This window comes from Helicobacter sp. 11S02629-2 (assembly GCF_002272875.1).
GTDB lineage: Bacteria > Campylobacterota > Campylobacteria > Campylobacterales > Helicobacteraceae > Helicobacter_I.
Genome location: NZ_MLAN01000010.1, coordinates 19928 through 45968, shown reverse-complemented (window position 1 = coordinate 45968; position 26041 = coordinate 19928). Strand labels below are relative to the sequence as shown.

Below are 26041 nucleotides of genomic sequence, written 5' to 3'. Positions count from 1 at the left end.
AACAAAAGATTCTATAAGTAATAGAATCTGTCTTCAAGCAGCATTAAGCGTAAAACTAAAATAAGGAACTAAAAAGCATGAGTATTTCAAGAAGAAGTATATTAAAAGCAAGTGCACTTTTTGCACTAGTGCCACTAGCACCAAAACTACTAAGTGCAACTGAAGCAGATAAGTCTACTCACGCCATGAAGATGGGTGAAGTCATGAGTAAAGCGAAAGAGATGAGGTATGTAACTAAGCTAGTAGAAAACGGCGAAGTTCTAACTGGGGCACACTGGGGTATCTTAAAAGTAAAAGTAAAAAATGGCAAAGTAGTAAGCTCAAAAGGTGCTTATAAAGAAAGCCTTCCTAATCCACTCCAAAGCGTCACTAAAGATCTAATTTACACTAAGTCGCGAATCAAGTACCCTATGGTTAGAAAGTCTTTTCTTGAAAATCCACACAACAATAAACCTGAGCTTAGAGGCAAAGATGAGTGGGTGCGTGTAAGCTATGAAAAAGCTATAAAGCTTATAGCTACTTCTTTAAAAGAAACTAGAAAGAAAAAAGGTGCTAGTGGAATCTTTGCTGGAAGCTATGGCTGGAAAAGTAGTGGAAATATGCACAACTCCATAACACTTTTAAAACGCTTTATGGGCATGAGTGGGGGGTTTATAGATACTACTGAGACTTACTCAACTGCGGCTATTAGAGTTATTATGCCTTATGTTGTTGGTGGACTTCAAATCTATGATGCACAAACTACTTATCCAGTCATCCTTGAAAGCTCTAAAGTTATAGTTATATGGGGAGCTAATCCACTTAATACTCTAAAAATAGCATGGACTGTAAGTGATGGCACAGGACTAGAGTTCTTTAACAAGCTTAAAACTAGCGGCAAAAAGATAATCTTAATAGACCCTATAGGAAGTGAGACTGTAAGATTCTATAAAGATATAAAAGATGCTGAGTGGATAAAACCTATACCTAACACAGATGTAGCTTTAATGTTAGGAATCATGCACACAATGTATACAACTAAAAAGTATGATAAAAAGTTTGTGGATACTTACACTACTGGCTTTCCTCAATTCTTAGACTATATGATGGGTAAAACTGATGGAGTAGTTAAAGATTCTAAGTGGGCTAGTTCTATATCAGGTGTTGAAGAAAAGACTATAAAGCACCTTGCAAAAGTTATGTTTGAAAATAGAACTATGATAATGGCAGGTTGGGGATTACAACGTGCCCATCACGGTGAGCAACCTCACTGGATGCTTGTAACCTTAGCTTCTATGATAGGGCAAATTGGCCTTCCGGGTGGAGGCTATGGCTTTAGCTACCACTATGGTAATAATGGAAGTCCTAGAGCAAAGGCTGCAGTAGTAGGCGGTATGGATATGGGTAAACAGGGTAATCCTTCTAAAGTCCACTTCCCAGTTGCAAGAATTGCAGATGCTTTATTAAACCCGGGGGCTACTATAGACTATAAGGGAGAAAAGATAACTTATCCAGATATAGACTTAGTTTACTGGGTAGGTGGGAATCCTTTCCATCATCACCAAGATACTAATAAGCTTTTAAAAGCTTGGCAAAAACCAAAAACGATAATAGTCCATGAGCCTTACTGGACTGCTACTGCAAGGCATGCAGATATAGTTATGCCAATAACTACTGAGTATGAAAGAGATGATATATCTATGAGTGGTGAGTACTCTAACCTTAACATAGTCCCTATGAAAGCACTTGTAAAAAGACAGTTTGAAAGCAAAGATGACTATGAAGTATTTAGCGACCTTGCTAAAGAGTTAGGATTCTATGAAGAGTATACGGGTAATAAAACTCCTAGCGAGTGGATAGAAACTTACTATAATGAAGCTTTAAGTCAAGCTAAGGCTATGCATATAGATATGCCTGATTTTAAAACTTTCTGGAAAGAAAACAAACCTCTAACTTTTGAGATCCCAGAAGAAAATAAAGACTTTGTCTCAAGCACAGACTTTATAAGTGACCCTATATTAAACCCACTAGGCACTCCAAGTGGTAAGATAGAGATATATTCAGAAACTATAGCTAAGTATAACTATGATGACTGCCGTGCTTATCCATCTTGGTTTGAACCAGCTGAGTGGCTAGGTATGAAAGATAAACCTGCAGAATTCCACATGATAAGCTCTCACCCAGAATCAAGACTTCACTCTCAGTTAAACAACACTTCTTTGAGAGATAAGTTTGCCATAGCAGGTCGCGAGCCTATATGGATAAATGATAAAGATGCTAAGAAAAAAGGCATAAAAACTGGTGATCTTGTAAGGGTGTTTAACAAAAGAGGTGAAGTGCTAGCTGGGGCTTATGTCACTAAAGATATGAGAGAAGGCGTGGTTAATCTAAGTGAGGGTGCTTGGTATAATCCAGATTCTAAAGGTATGTGTAAAAATGGCTGTGCGAACGTGCTAACTATGGATATACCTACTTCAAAGCTAGCTGATGGGAACTGTGCACATACTGCTTTAGTAAACATTGAAAAGTATAAAGGTAAGGTAGAGAGAGTTGATATCTTTGAAGAGCCTAAAAATATGAAGGTCTAAAGATACATTATCTTTATACTAGATAAAAATCTTTAAAGCTTTTTTAAAGGTGGGAAACCACCTTTAAGCTGTGCTTACCACTTGTGCGTTTAAAGTATCAATGGAAGGAGAAAGCAATATTTGCTATGTCACATCATGTGTGTCTTTCTCCTAGCATCAAAACATAAAACAACTATCCATAAAAATAATCTTAAATCCAAGCTTTTCCATATAAACTAAAAAGTACAGGCCTTATCTTTGGAGGTATACCTTTTCTTCTATATAAGTCTTTTATCTTTTTAGGCAAAGTCACTTTAGAATCTAAAGTCTTAGCAAGATAGATAAAAGCATCATTACTTGCAACTATAAAGCGCGCGCCTAAAATGATGTCTTTTTTAGATTCTAAAGCTTCTTGCAAAAGCACTCTTTGGTCTTTACTCATCTGATAGCCTAGTGTTTTTAAAAGGCTATCAAGCAAGACTATATCTATATGTAAGGCTTTAGTTTTGAAGTAGTAAAGCCCCTTATCTTTGCAGACTAAAGGCAGTTTATAAAGCAGTCTAGATTCCTTGCTTAGTAGGTTAAGACTAGTTTTTATTTGCTCTCTTGCCATGTTAAGCAAAGGCGTGGCGTAGTTTTTTCTATAGATATTACGCAAGTATTTATCACTTAGGTTGCTTTCATCTAGAAAGTGCTTTATGTGACTAGAATCTAAAAATGCATTTATCTCATCTTTGCTAGTGTTAAGTAGGGGTCTTATAAGATAGATTAGCTTTGCATTTTCATCTTTACTTATCTCACGACTAGTTATAGCCTCAAAACCACTTAAGCCTTTTAAGCCTAAAGCACGACTTAGCCCCATCAAAAGCCACTCTAGCCTATCGTTTAGCTGGTGGGCAAGGACTAGATTTAAATAGCCCTTTTCAAACATAAGCGAGTAAAAAAACTCATATCTAATCTTTCTAGCCTCTGCTTCAAAGTTAGATTCTATCTTTGGTGCTTTTAAGACAAAGCAGTGCTTTTTGTAAGTTTTAGCGAGGCTTTGTGCGTAGGCAACTTCTTTTTTTGAAGATTCCCTAACTTGGTAGTCAACTATGGCTATATCAAAGTTAATGCATTCTTTTAAAAGCAAAAAAAACAAAGCACTAGAATCTAGCCCGCCAGAAAAAGCTAAAAGGTTTTTAGCGCTCTTAAGTCTTTTTATTGCACTACTTTCTAACACGCATCTTGCCTTTTACTAGCACGCCTCTTTTAAACTCATAGACTAAAACACTTAGAGTGACTATTAGACTAAGAATCTGTGCTATGACGTTGCTATACCAGATACCATAGAGACCAAAAAACTTAGCAAATATTGGGATGATGATGGCTGCAAAGACTAGCGTGTAAGAAAAAGTCACTATCAAAGAGCTATAAACCCTCTGTGTGGCTTGTAAAAAGACCGCTATAAAGAGATTAAAGGCTAAAAGGATATAGCCTATAAAGTAGATATGCATAGCGTGTAAGCCTTCAGTCCTTAAGGTTGCATCTTCTAAAAACAGCCTTACTAAAAGTGGACTAAAAAGAAAGACAACTATATAGATAAAGATAGAGATTCCAAAAGCAGCTTTTATCCCAAAGAAAAGTATCCCTCTTAGTCTTGCAAACTCACTAGCCCCATAGTTAAAGCTAATGATTGGCTGAAGTCCTTGAGAGATGGCAAAGACTAAAGTAAAGTAGATAAAGCCAGTATATAAAGTCGCCCCATAAAGTGCCACACCTATACTTCCAGCAACGATAAGTAAGAAGTAGTTATAAAGCCACATAGTAAAGCTAGCACTAAACTCACTTACTGCGTGAGGAAGCCCATACTTTAACGCCCTTAAAACCATACGGAATCTAAAGGCGAAGACAAAGTAGATATCGCCCTTTTTTAAAAAAAAGTGGCTTAGTAGAATAAGGCTTCCTATTAGATGCCCTATTAGGGTTGAGTAGGCTGAGCTTGCTATGCCTAGATTTAAGATGTATAAGAAGTAGTAGTTTAAGATGATATTACAAACTGCACCAGTTAGCATAGCTATCATGCCAAGGCGAGGGCGTTTATCATTAATTACACTAATATCTAGCATAGGATGAAGCATCAAGGCAAAAAGCCCTAAGAAGATAATCTTTAAGTACTCAACACTTAGATGAAAAGTAGTAGCATCAAGATTTGGTGCAAGCACTGAGACTATGTGCCCAGTTAGAAAATAGCATATCACTCCAACTATTAAAGAGAGGATAAAAAGAAAATAAAAGTTAGTATTAAATATCATGCGTGCGATATTAGGCTTTTTCTTCCCTAGAAAAAAGCTTGTAAGGGCTGAGGTTCCAAAGGCAAACATTATAGATATACCTATGATTAAAGGGAAAAATGGCCAAGCTACGCCAATAGCTGCTATGCCTTTATCACCTAGTCTATGGCTTACAAAGTAGCCATCAAAGACTGAGTAGCTAGACATTGCAAGCATGGTAAAAGTTATAGGCACAAAGTAGTGCAAGAAAAGCTTAAGTATGCTATCTCTTACAAGATCAGGCTGTTTTGAAGAGTGCATATATAAGTTTTACTTTGGGTTTATAGAATCTAGTTTTTTTTAGGTTTAGTTCTAAAAACTATGAATCTAAAAATGATTATTATCCATCTTACTATGCCATAGAGTACATAAAGACTCATCAAAACAGTTAAGGTTACAACTGGTTGTACAAAAACTAGGGCTAATAAGATAAGTACTATGATAAAAGACTTAAGATCCCACTTAAACTTTTTAAAGCTTGGATAGCGGATGTTACTAACCATAAGTATGGCACATACAAAGGCTAGAATTAAAAGAATATAGCCATGGGTTGTAAAAAGACTTCCTTTAAAAAAGCCATAGTCTCCATGCTCATCAAAAAGTATCCAAAGCACAAGTGTTGCAGCAGCACCCGGGATTGGCAAGCCTACAAAGGAGTTGGGCTCAGTGCCAGTAGAGATGTTAAACCTAGCTAGTCTAACAGCACCAAGAACTGTAAAAAGAGCGCTAATTGCTATACCATAGCGTCCATAAAAATCACCCACATAGAAGTATAAAACCATAGCAGGTGCTACTCCAAAAGCGACTACATCAGCTAGAGAGTCAAACTCAACTCCAAACTTACTAGCTGTGTTTGTAAGTCTTGCTACTCTTCCATCAAGTCCATCTAAGACCATAGAAAGCAGGATAAACCAGCAGGCGTGCACGAAGTTTTGATTATGTGCGAGGATGATTGCAAAAACTGCGAAAAATATACTAGCTGCTGTGAAAAGATTAGGCAGTATGTAAAGTGGATTGATCTTCATTGCTATCCTTTTTATGATCTTGTTTTAACAAAGGACTTACGCCTCCTTTTAAACTATCACCAATTGCCACAGCTAGACTTTCTTTGCTATCTAGCCTTATGACAAGTAGACCAAAGTTTAAAAACCCTATCTTGTCTAAAAAGTTTGGGTTACTCCTACTTATAGTAAGATTTGCTGACTTAAAGAAAGTTGGGTAGATACTTATCTCCATAGATTTTACACAAGAGTTGGCAAAATAGTTAGCCTTTAAGGTAGTGTTTTCATTAAGTATAGGCTTGATGTTTTCATCCCCGTAAAATAAACTAAAGCCATGAATCTCACTTACTTTAGCCTCACTTAGATCAAAAGGTGCATAGATTCTAGAGCTATTTTTAGTTTTTATATAGATAGTGTGGAAGTTAGAATCTGTTTTTATATCTTTTATCACTCCATTAATAGGTGCGATGATGTTTTCAGGTTGTGAAGGCAGTATAACCCTAGTGCTAAAAAGCTTAAGCCAGATTAATAAACATATAAAAATGATAATTGATATGGTATAAAGGCTTAAAAACAAAAAGATAAAAAGCAAGACTAAGATGACAAGTGCGCCTGCTTTTCCCTCTTTTTCTAAAAACATGTCTTCTCCTTGACTAGCTTAATCATATGACTAAATGTCATGATACCTTATAAGCCCGCAAACTTTGCAATAAAAGGCTTTGAAAGCATAATTTTACATCTTATTTTATAAAACTAGCTTTCTTTAAGCATGTTTGCTTTGCAAAAGGCTTTTCTAGTCATCATCCCTTGCTATAAGCCTGCTTTTTTCAACACCTTTTTCAGTTTCAAAGTTATAGATTATCTCTCTAACTCTAGCTCCATCTATGACTTCTTTATCAAAAAGCTCTTTTACCATGACTTCAACAGCGTCTCTATAGTCTTCTAAGGTTTGCTTTACAAACTTATAGCGCTCATCCAAAGTGCCCCTCACAAAGTCATCAATAGCTTGTGCAGTTTGCTCACTAAACTCACGCGCTTGACCCATACCGCCACCTAAGAAGGCATTTCTTGGCTTTTCTAAAACCATAAGACCACTTACTTCAGTCATACCATAGTAGCTAATCATAGCCTTTAAGATGTCAGTTGCACGCTCTAAATCATTACTTGCACCAGTTGAGATTTCTTTTAAGAAAACTTCTTCAGCAGCACGTCCACCAAGTAAAACATCTACTTTTGCGATTAATTCATGCTTTTGTAAAAGATACTTGTTTTCATCAGGAGTATTTAGCGTATAACCAAGGGCTGCCATACCACGAGGGATGATAGAGACCTTATTAACCCTATCACTTCCTTCTGTCATCTCTGAGATCACTGCGTGCCCACTTTCATGGTAGGCAACTATCTTTTTCTCTTTAGGGGAGATTCTGCGTGACTTTTTCTCTAAGCCTGCTATGCCTCTTTCAACTGCTTCTTTTAACTGGGCTTGATTAACCTCTTTTTGGTTAGAGCGTCCAGCAAGGAGGGCGGCTTCATTAATGATATTTGCAAGATCAGCACCTGCAAGTCCGGCTGTAAGCTTAGCTATTTCTTGTAAGTCTACATCACGCCCTAAAACTACATCTTTAATATGTACTTTTAAGATCTCAACTCTTCCATTAAAGTCTGGCTTATCAACTAGCACTTGCCTATCAAAACGTCCCGGTCTAAGAAGGGCTGGGTCTAGTACTTCAGGACGGTTAGTCGCAGCTAAAACTATAACAGGGGCGATATCAGAGTTAAAGCCATCCATCTCAGCTAAAAGCTGATTTAGCGTTTGTTCCCTTTCATCATTCCCACCTACCATACTCCCAGCTGCACGACTTTTACCTATAGCATCTATCTCATCTATAAAGATGATACTTGGTGCATCTTTTTTAGCCATCTCAAAAAGATCTCTAACCCTACTTGCACCAAGCCCTACAAACATCTCTATAAAGCTACTTCCACTCATAGAGAAAAATGGCACGCTTGCCTCCCCTGCAACTGCCTTAGCTAGTAAGGTCTTACCAGTCCCTGGAGGTCCTACTAAAAGCACACCGCGTGGGATCTTTGCTCCAAGACGTGAGTATCTATCTGGGAACTTTAAAAAGTCCACCACTTCAACGACTTCTTCTTTGGCTTCTTTATTGCCCGCCATATCATCAAATCTCACATTAGGCCGCTCGCCACTTACTAGCTTTTTAGAGCTTCCCATACCAAAGATTCCACCGCCCATAGACTTTTGCATACGACTTGCCATAAAAAGCCAAAAAGCGATAATTATGATAACTGGAAGTAGCCAGCCTATGATCTCAGTAAAGAAGTTAGATTCGTTATAGCCGCTATATTTTATATGTTTAGAATCTAAAAGAGGCACAAGGGTTGCATCTTGCACGCGTCTAGTCATATAAAGCATCTTAACGCCAGATTCCTCACCTCTTGCTCTAATAGTGGTTTGGCCAATTTGCACAGAATCTATCTTTCCACTTTCTACAAGGTTTTTAAACTCAGAATAATCTATGTTTCTGCTAACGGCACTTCCACCGCCAAAGCCGCTAAATATGCCCCCACCTTCGCTTGGTGTAAAAATCTTAAAAAGTATGACTAGTACTATAACTAGTACTATAAACACCAATAATGGGTTTTTATTCATAGGTTTTTTATCATTTGGACCATTCATCTAATACCTTTTATCTAGTTTTTTTTATTATATTATCTTTTAACAAGTTTTAAACATGCCCATTCATCCTTGCAGACTTGGGTAATAAGCCTGAAGTCTGAAAAACTTTCAACTATTTGTTTTTGCCTTCCTTCCATGATTCCAGAGAGTATCAAAACTGAATCTTTTTTAGTTATCTTTGAAAATGCATCTTTTAAAAGCAATATCACATCTGCTACGATATTTGCTACGACAACATCATATACTCTAAAAGATAATTTTTCTCCTTTAGTTATAGATCCGTGGAATAAATTGTGCAAATTTTCTCCATTTTTGTGAAAATTAAGCCTAGTTTGGTTTAATGCCTCTTCATCTGTATCGCAAGCTTCTACTTCAGCACCAAGCTTAGTGGCTATAAGACTTAAGATTCCACTGCCACAGCCTACATCAATTAACTTTTTGCCTTTTAAGTCAAGCTTAGCAAGCTCTTCTATACACATAAAAGTAGTGGCATGGTGCCCACTGCCAAAGCTAAGAGAAGGGTCTAATACTAGCTCAAGCAAGCCTTTTTCTTTTGCTTCTTCTAAAGATAGGGGCTTTTTAAAACTAGGTCTTATGTAGAATCCTCCAGCACTTATAGGCTCTATACTATCTTCATACTCTTTTATCCAGTCTATGTTTTTGCTTTCATAGATTGCATATTCAAAGCTATCTTTTGTTTGTAAGTCTTCTTGATAGTCTTTTAAGATAGCTTCTATCTCTTCTAGGCTTTTTGAAGTTCTCCAAATGATGGTGTGCTTTTTAAGCTCTTTTGGCTCGCCTTTTAGGGTGCTAGCCTTTAGCTTGCCTTTTATCTCATAAACTAGCATCTTGCTTTATCCTTTTTAAAGTGCTTTTTACATTCTTGTATCTGTTGTATTAGTTAGTGCTATATTAACTGGCTTTTTTAACGTATGGCTAAAAGAGAGGCTAACTCCTAGCAAGAGGTTGCTTCCTATGTCTTTTATATATCGCCCTTTTAGCATATAAAATCTTAAAAATGGCGAAACCGCCAAGTTTCCAAAAAGTATAGAATCTATAGTAATATCAGCACTTAGCTGGTACTTTGGGTTAAAGCTAGGCTGTGCTGTATTTAAGATATAGTCTTTAAAACTAAAATGTGAAAGTAGATTAACTTTATCATTAATCTTATACTTTAGTTCAAAGCCTCCCTGCCAGCCAAAGCCTTCATAGGCGTTAGATTCTGTAAAGTTTTGCTCGCCAAAAAGCGATACATAGACATTATCTATATACTTACCTTCAAAAAGCTTTATGCCACTACTTAGGTTTAAGATTCTCATCCTTCCACTTGGAGTGCTTGGAGTAAACTCAGTCTGAAAGCTAAGCTTTGCAAATGGCCCAATCTCTAGCTTATCAACCCAAAGATTTAGCTTTGCTATCCTTTGAGTATAGTCACTTGCTAAAACTACGCTATCTCTGGTCTCATTCATAATAGTTTTTTTAGCTTGATTTAAAAAAGTCACGCCATAGTCAGTTTTAAGATAGTTGAAAACGACAAAGTACCTAGCGTGATAGTCTATGTTAAACTTAAAATACTCTTGTACTACAAGCTGAGAAAAGCCAGTAAGGTTAGTATCTCTAAAAGAGGCGTATTCTCTTTGATTGTTTAAAGAAGTTTGAGAGAAGTTAAGGGAAATCTTTTCAAGCTTTATCTCCCAGCCTTTTGCGTAAGAAGTTCTTGTATCTTGTGTTTTGGTATCTTTTTTACTAGTTTCTACTTTTAAAGAATCTGTCTTTGTGCTATCTACTTTTTTGTCATCAGCACTTAGCTGTGTAGTGCTATAAGCCCCAAGGGCAAGGATAAAAATAAGTGCTAGTTTTTTCAAAGGAAGTATCTTAGTTAAAAATCTTAGGGGAGTTTTAAGATGTTGTCTTCTAAAAACTCTATGCCTTCACTTTCGCTTAGCCCAAGTCCAAAAAACTCTAAAACTTCTAAGTCATCACTGCTTATAACTACTTCATAGTAGATATCATCTTTAAGCTTTGTGCTTTGTTTTAGAGTCTTATTTGGCTCTGAAGTCTCATTTGAAGTTTGCATATTTTTGTATGGTCTTTCTTTTTATGTATGGTCTTTTTTGATTGGCGTGATTATAACAGTTATTACCACTTAAAAGGCTAGATTTTTAAAACCAGCCTTTAGAATCTAAAAAAGATTCTAAAAGCTTTTTGTGTGCTAAGACTTATTAGCTTTTTCGTCCATATCACTTAGTATGTTATAGCCTTTTGCCCAGTTAGTTCTATCAAACTCAGTAAAAGTTATATAGATGCTATCTTTTGGCTTGCCAGCTACTTCATTAATCACATCTGAGATGCCTTTAGCTATCTCTCTTCTTTGCTCTATTGTTATCTTTCCGGCTAGTTTTACATCAACGTATGGCATGTTTTTCCTTTTTATTAGAATGTATACATTACTTGCCATCTTAAGATATTAAAGCTTAAATCGCCAACTGCAAACTTCCAGTATCCTATAAGTGCAAGATTGTTAGTAAAGTTGTATCTATAAGTTGGTCCTATCTCAAAGAAGTGGACTTTAAAGCCACTAGTTACTGTTGGGTTTTTACTACTTCCAGCTTCAACAGCCTTTGATGTAATAGTTCTATGTGTATCTTTTGCTGCCCCACTCATACTTCCAGTTGTTGAAGCCTTGCGAAGTACTACATAGTTATTAGTATCTATAAACGTTACATTAAAGCCTAGATTTAGCTTTCCATACTGTCCATTAATAGTGGCATAGCCTAAGTTTAGATAGCTACCTTTTAAAGCTCCAGCCCCAGTTATGCCATAACCATTTCGCTCAGCCCCATCAAAGGTATTCCATATATTTCCACCTAGTTTTAGCCCACCTGTGTTATCTATTAGTGCACCATAGCCATCTCCAAAGCTACCAGCACCCCCAAGGTTTACATCAAAGCTAAATTTAGATTCTGGTGGGGCGTACTTATAGGTTGCATTAATGTTATACACACCTCTATTTTTTGCTATCTCTGCAGCTGAGTAAGGACTACTAATCGCACCACTTTCTTGGAAAAACTTAGACTTTGATAAGTACTGGAAGCGGTTTTGAAAACCTGTAGCAGCTATCTGACCTAAGATAGTAAAGCTATTAGCATCATTTAGATGATAGGTATAGCTAGTATCAGCAAAGATCATGTAGTTAAATAGCTTTTCTCCATAGGTATACCAAAGTCTATACTTAAAATCACCTGTTTCTTTGCTTAGTCCTATACTTACAAGGTCATTACCTATACCTGCTCCTATGGCGTTATTAAGCACACTACTTCCTGTAAGGTCGCCATTAGCCACACCACCTTCATATTTGTGCTCATCTCTACCTTTATAACCAAAAGATCTTATATACATATCATCACTCATCCAGCTATCTAGCCAAAGGAAAGTGACATTAGCCCACTCTAAGCTTTTATTAGTTGCATATACTCCTATACCTCTATCTAGGTTTACATCATTCATAGGAGTTAGAGGGTTCATAACACCTGCTCTAAGCATAGTCTGCCAAGAAGCTATATTTTTAGTTACATAAAAGTTAGAGATATTAAAGACATCAGAGCCACCCATATCTGTTCTAAAGCCACGAGATCCTTGAATCTCATCATTAGTATAGTTGCCATCTGGAGTAGCACTACCTATGGAAAAGAAGATTCCCGCACTTGCACTCCAGCCATTAACCTCACCTGTAGTTACAGTAGGTTTAAATCTTAGCTGGTATCTTTGACCATCGCCATCTTTACCATTTACCACAGCCCATCTCATGAAACCAAAGCCATCTACACTTGCATTGCTTACAACATCCATAAGGCTGGTTTTTGCTTGTAAAGAGCCAAAAGACCCAACTGTGCCTAGTATTAACATAGCATACACTGAAGACTTAAGTGCGGTTTTTATTTTCTTTTCCATCGCGTTTCCTTTTGATTGTTTAGTTTGTGTCTTTTCGCCAAAGCTTCTTATATACTACACAAATGCACCTAAAATATAACAAGAAATCTTAAAAATGTACAAATAAGATACATTTGCAATATACCTTATGTTACTTTTATATACATTAAGGAATCTCCATTAAATAAAAAAGCCTTAAATTGCACACTTAGGCTAGTCTTAATTATGTAGTGGCATTAATGTAACAAGAACGTAGGCAGTAAGCAATGCACGCCATTAAGTGGGGTAGTGAAAGCTTTGCAAAGAAGCTTTGCTAAAAAGTTTTATAGTAAAAGCAAGCATAAAAAGAAGTGTTTTTATCTTAAAAAGTTATACTTAAAAGATACTTTCAAATACAAAAGGATAGTTATGGGCATAGACCTTTTTTCACCTTATAGGATAAGGGACTTAGAGATAAAAAACCGTATAGTTTTACCACCTATGTGTCAGTATAGTGCTGAACATGGCAGGGTTAATAGCTGGCATAAAACCCACTATGAAAGCCGTGCTATAGGGCAGACTGGACTTATCATCATGGAGGCTGCTTCTATCTCTAAAGATAGTGGTATAACTGAGCGTGACTTAGGGCTTTATGATGATAGTCAAATAGAGCCTTTAAGGCAGCTAGCACTTTGTGTAAAAGCACTAGGGTCAGTTATAGGTATACAACTAAACCACGCTGGACGTAAAAGCAATCTTCCGGGCATCACTCCTAAGGCACCTTGTGAAGTTAGATTTAGCAGTGAGTATAAAGCGCCAATAGCACTAAGCAAAGAAGAGATAGTTGCAGTTGTAAAAGACTTTGGAAGTGCAGCTAAGAGAGCAGAGCTTGCAGGATTAGACTTTATAGAGCTTCATGGGGCACATGGCTATTTAATCTCTAGCTTTCTTTCTCCACTTACTAATACAAGAGAAGATGAGTATGGGAAAGATAGAGCACTTTTTTTAAAGCAAGTTTTAGAAGAAGTAAGAGCACAAGCTAAAAATATAATCATAGGTCTTAGAATCTCAGCCTTTGACTACAACCCAAAAGGCAACAAGCCAGAAGACTTTTTGACCTATCTAAATCCTATTAAAGAAAAGCTTGATTTTTTAGATGTAAGTACAGGTGGGGTTACTGAAGAGCCTATAAAAACTTATGATGGCTATCAGATAGAGCCAGCAAGATTTTTAAAAGAAAACTTAGGACTAGTTACTTTTGGTGGTGGGCTAGTTACTAATGCACGCTTTGCTAATAGACTAGTTAGAAATGAACTAGTAGATGCCATCTATATCGGCAGACATATGCTTTTAGATCCTTACTTCCCTATAAAAGCAGGGCTTGAGCTAGGGCTAAAAGTAGAAATCCCTAGTCAGTATGAAAGAGGACTTATCTAGAATCTATGGGTAGCTTTTTTCAAGATGTTATAGATTTGCTAAGAGGAAAGAAGATTCTAAAAAGCAAGGTTAAAAGTTATGGGGACAATGAAGTTAGTGTCCCCAAACACCCAAAACTTTATGTAGAAATACATGGAGAGGGTAATAAAGTCTATATACCAAAAACTGGTAGAGCCTTTACGGGTAGAGTACAAATAGGAACTGCTGACTGTCCGGTTAAAAACTGCATCGTTAGTGTAGGAGAAGATTCTGGTGCATTTGAAGTAGAGATACTGCTTTTAGAAGATGATAGTGAAGTTACCATAGGTAAGGACTGCATGCTTTCAAGCGGTATAAAACTTTCTTGCACTGATACTCATTCTATCTTAGATAAAGAAGGCAGTCTTTTAAACGTCGGCAAGTTTATAAGGCTTGGAGATCATATCTGGGTTGGAGCTGATGTAAAGATACTTAAAAATGTATCTATAGCTAGTGGCTGTGTGGTTGGTACTGGAAGCGTTGTAGCTAAGAGCTTTGATATGCCAAACTGTGTTATCGCTGGCAATCCTGCTAGGGTTGTAAAAACTGATATCAGTTGGGATGTAAAACGTCCTAATCACTACATTTTAGAGCCCAAAAAACCTTAGCGATAGCTATATGATAGCAGTTTGTAAGATAAGCGAGTAAGTGGCTTATCTTGCTTTAACTGTACTCTAGCCCTTTCTTAGTTCTTCATATTCCCTAGGGATTAAAAACTTTCTTGCATCTATTTGTTCTTTATAAAATCCATGCTTAAAGCCTATCTCATAAAGCTTGTTTATAGCATTTAGTTGCACTTCGCTTAACTCACAAGAGTTTTCATTAGCATATAAATCTAAGTAAGTATCTAAATCTTTTTCATTAACCCTTACAAGATTTTGTGCTATAAGCATCTTTGAAAGCAGGGGCTTAAAATTAAGAGCGATTTTTACAGCTTTTATCAAAGCGTCTTCTAACACTATGGCCTTATTAAGAGGTATACTCCTTCTTAGTGCCATCCCACCAAGTGGCAAAGGAAGCCCACCACCTGAAAGCTCTTGCCATATATCCCAGATAAATCTTTCAACTTCAAGCTTGCTTTCATCAAAAGTTAAAATAGATTCATGTATCAGCACGCCTGCGTCTACTTGCCCTTTTAAGACTGCATCTTCTATATCTAAAAAGTTCATATAAGTTATGCGGGCTTTTGGATAGGCTATCTTAAAAAGAAGGGCATTAGTAGTATTAGTCCCAGACAAGGCTACTTTAAAGTTTTCTTTTAGTCTTTCACCTTTTCGTTTTATCATCTTAGGGCCATAGCCCTCACCAAAACTAACGCCAGTCCTTAAGAGTGCATAGTCTTGCTTGATAAGTGGATAAAGGCTAAAAGATATGGCACTTATATCATAGGTAGATTCTAAGGCTGCGACATTTAGGCTTTCTATATCAAGGGCTTTGCTTTCTAGCTTATAAGGGCAGCTAACCCAGCCAAAGTTTAAAGCGTAATACATAAATACATCATCAGCATCAGGGCTGTGGGCTACAGAGTAGGCATTATCTTGCATGGAATCTCACTTTTAATTTAGTGTTATGGGGGTTTAACCCTTTTAAGAATAGTGTAGTATAAAACAAAACCATGTTTTAGTCTTTAACTAATATATTTATAACTAAAAGGCACATAGTTTCTTTGCTTTATTTCTTTTTCTTTTGGCTTGCTAAGGGTCATCATTAAGATGATGGCTGCTAGGATAGAGTTCTTGACTTCTAAAAGTCTCTTATACACTACTAAAGATGGATTGACATTAGCTAGCTTTCTAGTTGCTAAAAAGTTTGCTATCTAAGTCAAAACGCATAGAATCTATAATCTTACTTCTTACTTTTTATTAAGTCTAGATTCTAATTTACCTACATTTTTTATAAGTTTTAGCGGGCTAAAAGAGTAGGGGTTTTTAGTCTTGCTTGCTAGGGCGTGGGCAAGGCTAGCATTTATTGCAGCACTCTTGACTGAGTAGCCTTGGGCTAGCAAGGCACCACTTAGCCCACTTAAGACATCACCACTTCCACCTTTTGCAAGGCTTGAGTGTCCTAGTGGGTTTATATAAAGCTTGCCGTTATTAGCAATTATGGTATTAGTCCCTTTTAATACAAAGCCAACGTTTGGATACTCAAGAGTTAGGCTACTTGCGACTTTATGCATATTATCAAGTAGTTTTTCTAGACTATCAAAAGGAGACTTAAGCATAGAAAAAAGCTCTTTTGGATGAGGTGTTAAGATGATGTCTGCTTGCTTATAGCTATCAAGTATCTTCCAAAGGCTAGGAAGATAAAGCATATCTGCATCAAGTACTACTTTTAGATTCTTATTTAGTGCTTCTTTAAGTAAAGATTCATATCTTAAAGTGTTGCTTCTGCCAAGTCCGGGCCCTAGTACTAAGACATTTGCATGAGGGGGTAATACTTCAGCATGCATCAAAGTTGGGTCTAGTACGCTTGGGTCAAAGCCAAGCACACTAACTAAAGCACTTCCAAAAGCACTAGCAGCCTTAGCACAAAGCAAGCTAGCGCCTTTAAACTCTCCACTTACTACGCAGACATGTCCAAAAGTGCCTTTATTGACATTTTGGAGTTTTCTTGAAGGAAGGACTAGATCGCTTTTTTCTAAGACAAAGTAGGGTGAGTTAGCACTCCCACTTTCATACTTTTGTCTTTTAAGTCCTAAAGGGGCTATCTTTATCTTGCCTACATAGTCTTTTGCCTTGCTTTCATAAAGGTTTAGGCTTAAAGCACCCATAGCTATGGTTAGGTTAGCTTTTAAGGAGTTAGTGCTTCCTAGCATTGAAGGGCAGTCACAAGCTATCTTAAAAGCACTACTTTTATTAAAACTCAAAGCAAAGTTAGTTATATGGCTTTCTTTGGCTTCTAAGTCAAGGGCTGTTTTTATATCAAGCTTGGCATCTAGTCCTGTGTTAGTTTTGGCACTTTTTGGTTTAAAGCCAGTGCCAAAAACGCAGTCTACTAAGATATCAGCTTTTTCAAAGCTATCTACAAAAGTTAGGTTTAGGTTGCTTGCCCTTTGGCTTTGAAGCTTACAGAGGTTGGATTTAGATTCTAAGACTTTATATATTGATATATCTAGGTTACTTATGGAATCTAAAATCCTAGCAGCTGCTAAGCCATCAGCGCCATTATCCCCACTTCCTATGCAAAAAAGCACAGTTTTTAGTCCTCTTTTTAGGGCTTGCTTTTTTATGTTTTTAGCTAGGGTTAGGCTTGCATTTTCCATTAAGACTTCATTACTTAGTGCAAGTTTAGTTACGGCATTAGAATCTAGTATGCCTTTGTTTTCAAAAAGAGGTTTCATTGACTTAACCTTATCTTTTTACAAACTTGATAGAGACTGAGTTCACGCAGTGTCTTTTGTTAGTATCTGTAAAGCCTTCACCTTTAAAGACATGCCCTAGGTGGCCGCCACAGTTTTTGCACATTATCTCAGTTCTTCTTCCATCAGCATCAGTTGCATACTCTAAAGAATCTAACATCTCATCATCAAAGCTTGGCCAGCCACAGCCTGAGCTAAACTTAGTTTTGCTATCAAAAAGCTTAGCGCCACATCTTTTACAGATGTAGATTCCATCTTCATAGAAGTTGTTGTACTCGCCAGAGAAAGGTTTCTCAGTGCCTTTATTAAGGATAACTCTTTTTTCTTCTTCACTTAGTTTAGAATCTAAATCTTTATCTTGTAAGTTTTTATTTGTCATATTGCTTCCTTTATAAAAATTAATTTAAAAAAACTTTAAGTTTAAGTTGTTATAATCATCACTTTTAAATCGGACCCTTAGCTCAGCTGGTTAGAGCGCTCGGCTCATAACCGATCGGTCGTAGGTTCAAGTCCTACAGGGTCCACCACTTTTTTTACTTCTCTAACATCTTCCATTTTATTTAACATTTTTGTATCAGTAAGATTTTGATTTTCATTAAGTTTTTGACTTTGCATAGCCTCTTTTTCTAACTCATGCTCTTGTAGTCTTTCTGTTTTTAATTCTATATTTTTCTCTTTTTCTAATTCTAGATCTTTTTCTAGATCTTTTTGTCTTTCTCTTTCAGCTATAAGTTTAAGTCTTACATCTAGCTTTCTACAAAACCTCATTGCTATTAAAAATATAAGCCATGAGACATATACCCAAAGCATCAAAAACATCACAACTGATAAAGATCCATAAATAGTGCTATAAAACTTGTTATAAGACATATAGTAGAAAAAAACTAGCTTTGAGACAAACCATACAACAGACCCAAGCAGGCTAGATATGGCTAGGGCAAAAAAGTTTAAGTGGCCATTAGCTGAGATTCTAAAAAGTATGCCAAAAAGTAGCCAAGTAGCTATAAAAGGAAAAATCTGCCATAAGTCTTTAAATACGCTTTCATTATAAAAAAGGCTGCCAAAGTAAACTGATAGGGCAAACATTAGCGGTATAAGTGTTAAAAAAAGCCAGTAGGTTATAAAGGAGTCAAAAAAGCTTCGTTTTTTGGAGTGAAATATCCTAGCACTTATATCATCATAACTCCTAAAAAAGACAAAAGAAGATATCAGTGCTACTAAAAAGCCAACTATCCCAAGCTCTTTTCCATTAGTTAAAAACTTGTTAACTATCACGCTTACATCTTCTAGGTTTGAAGGTAGGACGTTTTCTAAAAGGGTGTGTAAGAAAAGGTGTATCTTATCTCTAAAAAAAGGCACGCCTTGTAAGAAAGAGATAGTTACTAGTAAGATTGGGATGAGTGAAAAGATGTTATAAAAGCTAAGACTTGAGGCATAGTGGAAGATCTTTTCATTAGACGTAAAGTCAAGATACTTAAACTTTAGGCTTTCCCAAAAGAGAGAGATTTTACGTCTAAACTTCATCAACTAGGCTCTAAAGCTATAACTTTTTTACTATAAAGCTTACCTATATAAAAGCCTACTAAAAAGCCAAGTAGTGCCCCAACTAAGACTTGAGTTAAAGTGTGCCTATTAACATAAAGTCTACTACAACAAACTAATGCACAAACTACACTTACTAAAAAGCCAACTTTGTAGCCATAAAGGGCAGTTGCAAAACCTGCTCCTATAAAAGAGCCAGTTGAGTGTCCACTTGGGAAGCCATCATAGTCACTTAAGACATCAGGCCTCCTTGAAATCTCAGCCATGTTAGGGTTATATAGACTAACTATGCCAAAGAAGTTTTTTATAGTTCTCATGATTAAAAAAGCTATTGCCGTTGCAAAAACTAGGCCAATAGCAGGCCTGTAAGCCCTAATCCATAAAAGAAATATAAAGACATAAAGCGGCATATACTGAAACACATCGCCATAAAGCCTAAAGCTACCAAAGATGATGATAGCAAAGGTCACTATAAAGCTTAAAACTAAAGCAAGATTCTCTCTCATCCCTTAAATCCTAGCTCAATTTGAGATTTGGCATTAATATTAACTATAACACACTCTAAGCTTTGACCTTGGGTGATGGAGCTTATATCTTGTATCTTTTTAGATGGAAGTAAGCCATCTGTCCCACTGCCATTAATCTCTAAAAAGATTCCAAAGTCTTTTATATTTTTTACAACTCCTACTACTTCTTGACCCACTTTAAAGCTAGGCTTTTCTTTATGGATGATGCTTTGTATGTAGTCTTTTGCCTCACTTAGATTGGCTTTATTATTAGAAGTTATAACCACCATAGAGTTATCTTTATCTATATCTATAGATATATTAAAGCGAGAGATGATATCTCTTATAGTTTTTCCACCTTGACCTATGATGTCTACTATCTTATTTGATGGGACTTGAAAGCGTTCCACACTAGGCAAGATGTTAGGATTAGGCGTGATGGTTACAGCCTCCATAAGACCTAATATATGATCTAGTCCACTTCTTGCTTGGCTTAAAGCAGCTTTTAAAACTTCTAGGCTTAAGCCACTAGTTTTTATATCAAGCTGTAAGGCACTAAAGCCAAGGCGCGTTCCAGTTACTTTAAAGTCCATGTCTCCATAGTGGTCTTCTAGCCCTAAGATATCACTTAAGATGACAAAGTCTTTAAAGCCTTCATCATGGACTAGCCCCATGGCTATGCCAGCTACTTTATTTTTCATCTTTACATCAGCCCCAAGTAGTGAAAGCGTTGCACCACACACACTAGCCATAGAGCTTGAGCCATTAGATTCTAAGATCTCACTTACTATCCTTATGATGTAGTAGTCTTCTAAGATATTAGATTCTATAGCTTTAAGTGCGAGGTTTCCGTGTCCTAACTCTCTTCTTGAAGTGCCAAAGATAGGCATAGCTTCTCCCACACTAAAGGGTGGAAAGTTATAGTGAAGCATAACTCTTTTTTTAGATAGCAAGCTTAGGCTTTCTTGGGTTTGGGCGTCGTTTTCAGAGCCTAGTGTTACACTTACTAGGGCTTGGGTTTGTCCTCTAGTAAAAAGTGTGCTTCCATGCACACAAGGCAAGATATTACTTTTTATATCTATCTTTCTTATCTCATTAAAGTCTCTACCATCAGCCCTTAGCCTATCTTTTAAGACAAGGTCGCGAAACACTTCATGCATGATCTCTTCTATATAAGGCTTGGTATCAAACTCATACTTAGTACTACTTTCTTTGACAAAGCCACTCATCAAAGTACTTCTTTCGCTTTTTGAAAGTGTTTTAAGCATATCTTTTAAGGTAGAAAAGTATTCAGCTTTTAGGCTTTCAAGCTTGGCTTTATCTAAGCTTTTAGATTCTATAACTAGCTTTTTGTTGCCCCTATCTTTAAAGGCTTCTTTATAGATAGTAGAGTTTTTTAAAATCTGCTCTTTTGCTAGCCTTAAAGCGTCTAATAGCTCATCTTCTTCTATCTCTTCTATGACTGCAGCAGCTTCTTTGCTTTGTGGAACCTTAGGTGTTTGCATCTCTATCATAAGAAGATCTTCTTCTATCCCACTTACAAAAAGATCTAGGCTTGAGCCACTTAGAGACTTCATCTGTGTTGCTACATTAAGCCTTGCATCAACTGGAAGGCTAGGAAGCCTTACTATCCTGGTTGCATTTAAGATAGCATCTCTTTTTAGAGGTATGGAAGAAAGATACAAACAAAGACTTGCTGCATTTAGTGCATCTTTGCTTAGGTCACTTTTGCCATCATAAGAAAAAACCATAACAGTTATCTGCACGCCATATCTAAAGTCTTTAGGAAAAAGTGGTCTAAGACTTCTATCTATAAGCCTTGAAGTTAGGACTTCTCCTTCACTAGGCTTGCCTTCTTTTTTATTAAAGCCTTGAGGGATGCGCCCTATAGCATAGTTTTTTTCGATGTACTGCACACTTAAGGGTAAAAAATCTAGAGTTTCATCAGTTTCTAAATCTATACAAATAGTCGCCAAGATAACGCTTTCTCCGATTTGCTGCATCAAAGAAAAGTCGCTTGATCTTGCATAAGTGTTAAGAGTGTAGGTTTCTACTACTCCACTAGCGTTAGTAACTGAAATCATGTCCATTTAGTGCCTTTATTATTTCTTGCAGTTGCAAGTATTTAGTTTGTTAAAAAAAGATTCTAATTTAGTAGTGTCTTTTATGCCCTTGCTGCTTTCTAGGGCTGAGCAAAGATCTATTAGCTTTGGACTAAGGTTTAAAAAAGATTCTAAGTTGGCTTCACTTACCCCGCCTGCTATTGCTAAGTTATCAAAGCCTGATATGGAATCTAAGTCAGCCTCAATACCTTCTCCATGACTACTATCTAGTAGATTTAAAAGACTATCTTTGGAATCTACATTTTTAACTGCCTTATAGTAGCAAAAAGTAGCCTCTTTTAAATCTAAACCAAAATATAAACCATTATCTAAGTCTTCAGCTTCGTGAAGTTGTAAGCAGTCTAGTAAGTTTTTCTTTATTAACTCTAATCCTAGCTTTAAACTTTCTTTATCAGCTACTACGCCAATTTTAAGTGCATTTTTTATATTTTCGTATTCATTAATCTTTTCTAAAAACTTAGCATCCACAAAGCGTGGGCTACTTTTTACTAGCACAAAACCTAGCAAGTGGGCGTGTTTTGAAGCACTTAAAGCAAAGTCTATATTATTAATGCCACAAACTTTTATAAGTGGTGGCTTTTTAGTTACAAACATATTTACAAGCTTGTAAAAGAAGTCTCTTTGTGCACCTGCTTTAAAGCTAGCTATTAGATTTATAAGTCTAGAAAAGAGGGTTTGTTTCATATTAGGCATATTTAGGGCTTGCATAAGATAGCTTCCAACCAAAAAGCCTTCAAACCTCACACTTCCTACTATAAAAGCATCATAACTATTATCTATCCCACTTTCAAATATAACTGGAATCTCACTTGGGACTTTTTGACGAAGGATGAAGGCATTAAGCTTATTAATCTTTAAAGTATCTAGGTTTCTAGAGTTTATACCAAGGATTCCATAGTCTATATCTAACTTTAAAGCCATCTCTAGTTCTTTTTCATCATGGACTTCAACTAAAGGCGTTAGATTAAACTTAAGGCAGGTGTTAAAAAGTAGCTCTAGCTTTTTAAAGTCATCTAAGAAAAGGTTAACTATTAAAAGCACCATATCAGCCCCAGCTAGATAGCTTACTTCTACTTCTTCTGGCTCTAAGATAAAGTCTTTTCTTAAAACGCAGATTTCTGGTAAGGCTTTTTTAACTTCCATTAAGTCATTTAAGCTTCCTCCAAAGTAGTCTTCTTCACAAAGCACTGAGATGGCATTAGCCCCGCAGTCTTTATAAGCTGTAGCTAGAAGGGCAGGGTGTTTGATGTCTTTTAAGCTTCCTAGGCTTGGCGATTTTCTTTTAACTTCAGCTATGAAAAGCGGGAAGGTTGGCTTTATTATTGGATGGGTTCGGCTATAAGGTATAACATGACCTAGTGTAAAGCCTTTCTTGGCTATCCTTTGCCTTTTTGCGTTGCATATATCTAACAAAACTTCAGTCATAAAATTATCCTTATATCCCGTTTAATTACTATTGCGTAAAAAGTCATTATAAAATAATAGCTTATAACCACAGTGGCAAGATATAACAGAAAATAGCTAAATACAGTTAAAAATATATTATCAGGCTCAAAATGATGTAGTTTTATAGCACAGATTGCAAGTAGACCTATAGGGAAAGAAGTCCTCCATAAAGGAAACTTAAAAGGGCTTATAAGCATTTTTATGATGCGTGGACTTAAGGCTACAAAGATAAAAAAGGCAGAGTAAAACAGTCCATAAGAGATATAGTTTATATTAGCTATACCTTCTAGGGCTATAAAGATTACACAAAATGGCGCTGAGATGATGGCTAAGCTTCCATTAAACTTTGCTGCCTTGCGGCTCATAGGTATATTTATATACATGATTCTAATAATCAAAATACTAATTATAGGTACGGCAAAAACTACTCCTATGCTTATACTTATTATAGATAAGTCACTAAAGAAAGGAGTTTTAAAAAGAGGCAAAGCAGAAGAGATATTTAGCAAGCCTACAAGAGGCACTACAACCCCACCTGTAAGATTTTTAAAAGTATGTCTTGTATTAAACCACATAAGTGTTATGTAAGTAGAAAAGATAAAAATAGTAACTATTCCAAATATCCATAGATAGTAGCTTAGTGTCGGTACGAATCTATGTATAAGATTAGGAAGCAAAAGACAAGCTATGCAAAAGGTTGAATAAAATGGCTTTTGACTTTTGTCCATGAAGTCTTCTTTTAAGGTTGTAAAGCAAGTTTTATTAGTAAACTTTAGTATAAAAACTATGCAGCCAAAGATAAAAGTTATCACAGCTAGTGCCGCATAAACATAGGATACATAAAAGTGAGTGCTTACTATCCAAGCCATACTTAAAGCACTCATTCCCATAACCGAGCCAAATATATCTACTGGCAGATACTGAATTGTTTTCATAGATTCCCACCTTTTGCTAAAAATGACACTAAGGCTAATGTGCGTTGCAATTATAGTAGTTTGTATTAGCTTTGTATTTTATATAGAATATATTCTTATATATTTAAAAAGGAGATAGGTGCAAGCTATAAAACTCTTAAGTGTAAATGCCCTCTTACTTTCAAGCTATGTTTTAGCTAATGAAGAGGTTTTAACCAATAAAACAAAGCCTTTAAACACGCAGGCAGTAAAGCAAGTAAGCCCTAAAATGGATGCTAACATCTTTAATACTAATAACTTCTCTTTCAAAGCTGGCGCTGAAGTTTTTAGCAAGTCTGGGCTTAATAAAAATGCTATAGATAAAGCTAGGCAGATATATCCTACAGAAAGCTATGCTTCAGTTTTAGCACATCTTGGAATCTACTATGAGTATGAAGGCTTTAAGCTAGGGCTTGGTGGTGTGGCTGGAGGACTATTGCAAGATTCCACCCGTGCTACTTTTGGTGTAGAAAACTCTTTAGGTCATGACTACATAGGCTTTTATGCAGGCTACTTAGGGCTAGGTCAAGCAAGCAGTGCTAATACTAGAAATGTTATAGTCTATGATGCTTACTTGCAGTATGCTAATAAGTATCTAGATATAACCTTAGGTCGCTTTGAGAAAGCTAGCACTTGGTTTGGTGGCTATGCCCAAGGGGTAAATCTTGCTTTTAAACTAAGCGAAGGGCAAAAACTTACACTTTTTGGAACAGATTCCATGTCTATATGGGGGAGTGGCTGGCTTTATGACTTCTCACGCCTTTATATACCAACAGGCGTGATAAATGCCGAGTATGAACTAAAAAGAGATTTTTACAACTTCAAGCTTTATGCCTACTATGGGATAGAAGACTATGTAGCTCCCGGGGCTAGCTTAGACTTACTTTTTGGAGATAGCAAGATAAGTTATCTAACTAAGATAGTAGCCGCCTTGCCAATTTATGACCCAACTATTAATAGATGGGGTGTAGGGCAGTTTTTTGGAAGCACTAGTGGAGTGACTGGGACTATATTTTTAAGACAAGATGTAGTCTTTAATGAAAAGTACTCACTTGGGCTTGGGCTTTATAAAAACTTTGGCAATGCAAATGCGAGATTTGGCACTTATGGGAATCCTATGGATATAGATATATGGGATAGCTCAGTTTTTATAAATGGCCCCTCACTTAATGCCGCTGTTAATAAAGACGTATTTAACATTTTACTTTACTCAAACTTTGAGATTGGCAAGTATCTTGATATAAAGCTTGATGGACGCTACTCTAATAGCCCACTTGCGACTGAGTACTCTTTAATCTTAGGGCTTGATGTCTTTTTAACTAGCCATATAACCTACTCTTTAAAAGCAAACTACTTTACTAATATCACCAATGCTGGCTTTGATGTGCTAACTGGCTTGCAAAGAAGTGGTGCCCCAAAAGTGCTTAGTGATAGAAGCTATGTTATGAATACTATTAAGTTTGAGTATTAAGCTAAGGTTTTATAGATAGCATAATTTTTTATGTATTGATGCTATCTTTCTCCCTCTAGACCATGAGAAATGCTAAATCCCTAAGCCTTAGTTATATTAGGTTTTAAAAGGGCTTTGTGAAGATTTTCATAGTTTATCTTCTTGCCTTGGACTAAAAAGCCAAAAAGTGCTACAAAGCTATCTACAAAGCCATTTAGCATATCTATGTGGAAAGGCAGCACAAGGGTTAAGAAAAAGCTTATAAGAAGCAAGATTCCTAAGTTCTGATCCATGAGGTAGAGTATAGCTATGATTAAGGCTGTGATTAAGATTTGATCATTATACACGCCAAAGCCTATGTGAAAAAAGCCTAGTGTGTTTAAAAAAAGCAGTATCCAAACTACAAAGATGCTTATAAAACCAGCACGTGATATAGAAAGTGGTGTAGCTTTTACAAAGGTTCTAACTAAACTTAAGATACATATTAGTAATAAGAGTATACTTGGCATATCGAAGACGCTATATATAAGTTTAGCTATGCTTATACCTTCTATGCTTATGTTAAGAACTATTAGTATTAGCACAAAGATGGCTAGCTTGGTATAGATTCTTAGTTTAAGAGGGATCTTAAGAAATATTAGGCCTAATGCTAGGGAATATACAGAGACAGCATACAGTGATATAAAATTAGTCATTAACCTACCTAGGTGATTTTTATGTATTTTACTATTTTTAATCTAGT

The 26041-nt window shown here is 36.3% G+C and carries 23 protein-coding genes and 1 tRNA gene; 6 read left to right on the top strand and 18 right to left on the bottom strand.

Annotated features, from left to right (window positions below; all coding sequences use genetic code 11):
- The first annotated feature begins 77 nt into the window (after positions 1-77).
- Positions 78-2567, top strand: a complete 2490-nt coding sequence (locus BKH40_RS06715; RefSeq protein WP_095278052.1) for a molybdopterin guanine dinucleotide-containing S/N-oxide reductase — start codon at positions 78-80, stop codon at positions 2565-2567.
- A gap of 190 nt (positions 2568-2757) precedes the next feature.
- Here the strand turns inward: BKH40_RS06715 and tilS are convergent, their stop codons facing one another.
- The 10 genes from tilS to BKH40_RS06665 form a co-directional block, all read right to left on the bottom strand.
- The gene (gene tilS / locus BKH40_RS06710; RefSeq protein ID WP_095278050.1) at positions 2758-3768 is read right to left on the bottom strand and encodes a tRNA lysidine(34) synthetase TilS; all 1011 of its coding nucleotides are present in this window, start codon (positions 3766-3768) and stop codon (positions 2758-2760) included.
- A complete protein-coding gene (locus BKH40_RS06705; protein ID WP_095278049.1) occupies positions 3755-5119 on the bottom strand; it encodes an MATE family efflux transporter in 1365 nt (454 codons plus the stop codon). The genes tilS and BKH40_RS06705 overlap by 14 nt, the downstream gene beginning before the upstream one ends.
- A 29-nt stretch (positions 5120-5148) precedes the next feature.
- The gene (pssA, locus tag BKH40_RS06700; RefSeq protein WP_095278047.1) at positions 5149-5883 is read right to left on the bottom strand and encodes a CDP-diacylglycerol--serine O-phosphatidyltransferase; all 735 of its coding nucleotides are present in this window, start codon (positions 5881-5883) and stop codon (positions 5149-5151) included.
- Positions 5852-6499, bottom strand: a complete 648-nt coding sequence (locus tag BKH40_RS06695) for a hypothetical protein (RefSeq protein WP_095278045.1) — start codon at positions 6497-6499, stop codon at positions 5852-5854. Before BKH40_RS06695 ends, pssA begins: the two co-directional genes overlap by 32 nt.
- Positions 6500-6652: 153 nt before the next feature.
- Complete coding sequence (gene ftsH / locus BKH40_RS06690; protein WP_095278044.1) at positions 6653-8557, bottom strand: ATP-dependent zinc metalloprotease FtsH; 1905 nt, start codon at positions 8555-8557, stop codon at positions 6653-6655.
- A gap of 32 nt (positions 8558-8589) precedes the next feature.
- Complete coding sequence (locus tag BKH40_RS06685; RefSeq protein ID WP_095278042.1) at positions 8590-9405, bottom strand: 50S ribosomal protein L11 methyltransferase; 816 nt, start codon at positions 9403-9405, stop codon at positions 8590-8592.
- Positions 9406-9432: 27 nt separating this feature from the next.
- The gene (locus BKH40_RS06680; RefSeq protein WP_095278040.1) at positions 9433-10422 is read right to left on the bottom strand and encodes a hypothetical protein; all 990 of its coding nucleotides are present in this window, start codon (positions 10420-10422) and stop codon (positions 9433-9435) included.
- 23 nt (positions 10423-10445) lie between these two features.
- Positions 10446-10634 (bottom strand): hypothetical protein, encoded by a 189-nt coding sequence (locus BKH40_RS06675; RefSeq protein WP_095278038.1) that lies wholly within the window; start codon positions 10632-10634, stop codon positions 10446-10448.
- Between the two features lie 135 nt (positions 10635-10769).
- The gene (locus tag BKH40_RS06670; RefSeq protein ID WP_095278036.1) at positions 10770-10976 is read right to left on the bottom strand and encodes a tautomerase family protein; all 207 of its coding nucleotides are present in this window, start codon (positions 10974-10976) and stop codon (positions 10770-10772) included.
- A gap of 14 nt (positions 10977-10990) precedes the next feature.
- Positions 10991-12508 (bottom strand): hypothetical protein, encoded by a 1518-nt coding sequence (locus BKH40_RS06665; RefSeq protein ID WP_095278034.1) that lies wholly within the window; start codon positions 12506-12508, stop codon positions 10991-10993.
- A gap of 387 nt (positions 12509-12895) precedes the next feature.
- Here BKH40_RS06665 and BKH40_RS06660 point away from each other — a divergent pair, with 387 nt between their 5' ends.
- Together BKH40_RS06660 and BKH40_RS06655 are read left to right on the top strand one after the other, a co-directional pair.
- Positions 12896-13903 (top strand): NADPH dehydrogenase, encoded by a 1008-nt coding sequence (locus BKH40_RS06660; RefSeq protein WP_095278071.1) that lies wholly within the window; start codon positions 12896-12898, stop codon positions 13901-13903.
- Positions 13904-13908: 5 nt separating this feature from the next.
- Positions 13909-14529, top strand: coding sequence for an acyltransferase (locus BKH40_RS06655; protein ID WP_095278032.1), 621 nt, complete (start codon positions 13909-13911; stop codon positions 14527-14529).
- 66 nt (positions 14530-14595) lie between these two features.
- Here the strand turns inward: BKH40_RS06655 and BKH40_RS06650 are convergent, their stop codons facing one another.
- From BKH40_RS06650 to BKH40_RS06640, 3 genes are all read right to left on the bottom strand, one after another.
- Positions 14596-15465, bottom strand: a complete 870-nt coding sequence (locus BKH40_RS06650; RefSeq protein WP_095278030.1) for an MqnA/MqnD/SBP family protein — start codon at positions 15463-15465, stop codon at positions 14596-14598.
- Between the two features lie 308 nt (positions 15466-15773).
- Entirely contained in the window at positions 15774-17261 is a 1488-nt protein-coding gene (locus BKH40_RS06645; protein WP_095278029.1) for an NAD(P)H-hydrate dehydratase, read from the bottom strand.
- A 10-nt stretch (positions 17262-17271) separates the two neighbouring features.
- The gene (locus tag BKH40_RS06640) at positions 17272-17658 is read right to left on the bottom strand and encodes a methionine-R-sulfoxide reductase (RefSeq protein WP_095278027.1); all 387 of its coding nucleotides are present in this window, start codon (positions 17656-17658) and stop codon (positions 17272-17274) included.
- A 71-nt stretch (positions 17659-17729) separates the two neighbouring features.
- Between BKH40_RS06640 and BKH40_RS06635 the strand changes: the two genes are divergently transcribed.
- Positions 17730-17806, top strand: a tRNA-Ile gene (locus tag BKH40_RS06635).
- A 401-nt stretch (positions 17807-18207) separates the two neighbouring features.
- Entirely contained in the window at positions 18208-18330 is a 123-nt protein-coding gene (locus BKH40_RS08980) for a hypothetical protein (protein WP_257842532.1), read from the top strand.
- A gap of 472 nt (positions 18331-18802) precedes the next feature.
- Here the strand turns inward: BKH40_RS08980 and BKH40_RS06625 are convergent, their stop codons facing one another.
- From BKH40_RS06625 to BKH40_RS06610, 4 genes are read right to left on the bottom strand one after another with little or no spacing between them, the layout of a single operon-like run.
- Complete coding sequence (locus tag BKH40_RS06625; RefSeq protein WP_095278025.1) at positions 18803-19327, bottom strand: phosphatase PAP2 family protein; 525 nt, start codon at positions 19325-19327, stop codon at positions 18803-18805.
- The gene (locus BKH40_RS06620) at positions 19324-21417 is read right to left on the bottom strand and encodes a polyribonucleotide nucleotidyltransferase (protein WP_095278023.1); all 2094 of its coding nucleotides are present in this window, start codon (positions 21415-21417) and stop codon (positions 19324-19326) included. The genes BKH40_RS06625 and BKH40_RS06620 overlap by 4 nt, the downstream gene beginning before the upstream one ends.
- A gap of 12 nt (positions 21418-21429) precedes the next feature.
- Positions 21430-22875 carry a bifunctional indole-3-glycerol phosphate synthase/phosphoribosylanthranilate isomerase gene (locus BKH40_RS06615; protein ID WP_095278021.1) on the bottom strand — a complete coding sequence of 482 codons (1446 nt, stop codon included), beginning with the start codon at positions 22873-22875 and terminating at the stop codon, positions 21430-21432.
- The gene (locus tag BKH40_RS06610) at positions 22872-23831 is read right to left on the bottom strand and encodes a hypothetical protein (RefSeq protein ID WP_095278019.1); all 960 of its coding nucleotides are present in this window, start codon (positions 23829-23831) and stop codon (positions 22872-22874) included. Before BKH40_RS06610 ends, BKH40_RS06615 begins: the two co-directional genes overlap by 4 nt.
- A 118-nt stretch (positions 23832-23949) precedes the next feature.
- On the opposite strand from BKH40_RS06610, the gene BKH40_RS06605 reads away from it, so the two are divergent.
- A complete protein-coding gene (locus BKH40_RS06605; RefSeq protein ID WP_095278018.1) occupies positions 23950-25320 on the top strand; it encodes an outer membrane family protein in 1371 nt (456 codons plus the stop codon).
- Positions 25321-25400: 80 nt separating this feature from the next.
- Here BKH40_RS06605 and BKH40_RS06600 read toward each other — a convergent pair whose 3' ends face one another.
- A complete protein-coding gene (locus tag BKH40_RS06600; RefSeq protein WP_095278016.1) occupies positions 25401-25994 on the bottom strand; it encodes a hypothetical protein in 594 nt (197 codons plus the stop codon).
- Between the last annotated feature and the right edge of the window lie 47 nt (positions 25995-26041).

Coding starts and splice junctions, on each gene's coding strand:
- BKH40_RS06715 (WP_095278052.1), top strand. CDS start 78: ATGAGTATTTCAAGAAGAAGTATATTAAAAGCAAGTGCACTTTTTGCA.
- BKH40_RS06705 (WP_095278049.1), bottom strand. CDS start 5,119: ATGCACTCTTCAAAACAGCCTGATCTTGTAAGAGATAGCATACTTAAG.
- pssA (WP_095278047.1), bottom strand. CDS start 5,883: ATGAAGATCAATCCACTTTACATACTGCCTAATCTTTTCACAGCAGCT.
- BKH40_RS06695 (WP_095278045.1), bottom strand. CDS start 6,499: ATGTTTTTAGAAAAAGAGGGAAAAGCAGGCGCACTTGTCATCTTAGTC.
- ftsH (WP_095278044.1), bottom strand. CDS start 8,557: ATGAATGGTCCAAATGATAAAAAACCTATGAATAAAAACCCATTATTG.
- BKH40_RS06685 (WP_095278042.1), bottom strand. CDS start 9,405: ATGCTAGTTTATGAGATAAAAGGCAAGCTAAAGGCTAGCACCCTAAAA.
- BKH40_RS06675 (WP_095278038.1), bottom strand. CDS start 10,634: ATGCAAACTTCAAATGAGACTTCAGAGCCAAATAAGACTCTAAAACAA.
- BKH40_RS06670 (WP_095278036.1), bottom strand. CDS start 10,976: ATGCCATACGTTGATGTAAAACTAGCCGGAAAGATAACAATAGAGCAA.
- BKH40_RS06665 (WP_095278034.1), bottom strand. CDS start 12,508: ATGGAAAAGAAAATAAAAACCGCACTTAAGTCTTCAGTGTATGCTATG.
- BKH40_RS06660 (WP_095278071.1), top strand. CDS start 12,896: ATGGGCATAGACCTTTTTTCACCTTATAGGATAAGGGACTTAGAGATA.
- BKH40_RS06655 (WP_095278032.1), top strand. CDS start 13,909: ATGGGTAGCTTTTTTCAAGATGTTATAGATTTGCTAAGAGGAAAGAAG.
- BKH40_RS06650 (WP_095278030.1), bottom strand. CDS start 15,465: ATGCAAGATAATGCCTACTCTGTAGCCCACAGCCCTGATGCTGATGAT.
- BKH40_RS06645 (WP_095278029.1), bottom strand. CDS start 17,261: ATGAAACCTCTTTTTGAAAACAAAGGCATACTAGATTCTAATGCCGTA.
- BKH40_RS06640 (WP_095278027.1), bottom strand. CDS start 17,658: ATGACAAATAAAAACTTACAAGATAAAGATTTAGATTCTAAACTAAGT.
- BKH40_RS08980 (WP_257842532.1), top strand. CDS start 18,208: ATGGCTAGGGCAAAAAAGTTTAAGTGGCCATTAGCTGAGATTCTAAAA.
- BKH40_RS06625 (WP_095278025.1), bottom strand. CDS start 19,327: ATGAGAGAGAATCTTGCTTTAGTTTTAAGCTTTATAGTGACCTTTGCT.
- BKH40_RS06620 (WP_095278023.1), bottom strand. CDS start 21,417: ATGGACATGATTTCAGTTACTAACGCTAGTGGAGTAGTAGAAACCTAC.
- BKH40_RS06615 (WP_095278021.1), bottom strand. CDS start 22,875: ATGACTGAAGTTTTGTTAGATATATGCAACGCAAAAAGGCAAAGGATA.
- BKH40_RS06610 (WP_095278019.1), bottom strand. CDS start 23,831: ATGAAAACAATTCAGTATCTGCCAGTAGATATATTTGGCTCGGTTATG.
- BKH40_RS06600 (WP_095278016.1), bottom strand. CDS start 25,994: ATGACTAATTTTATATCACTGTATGCTGTCTCTGTATATTCCCTAGCA.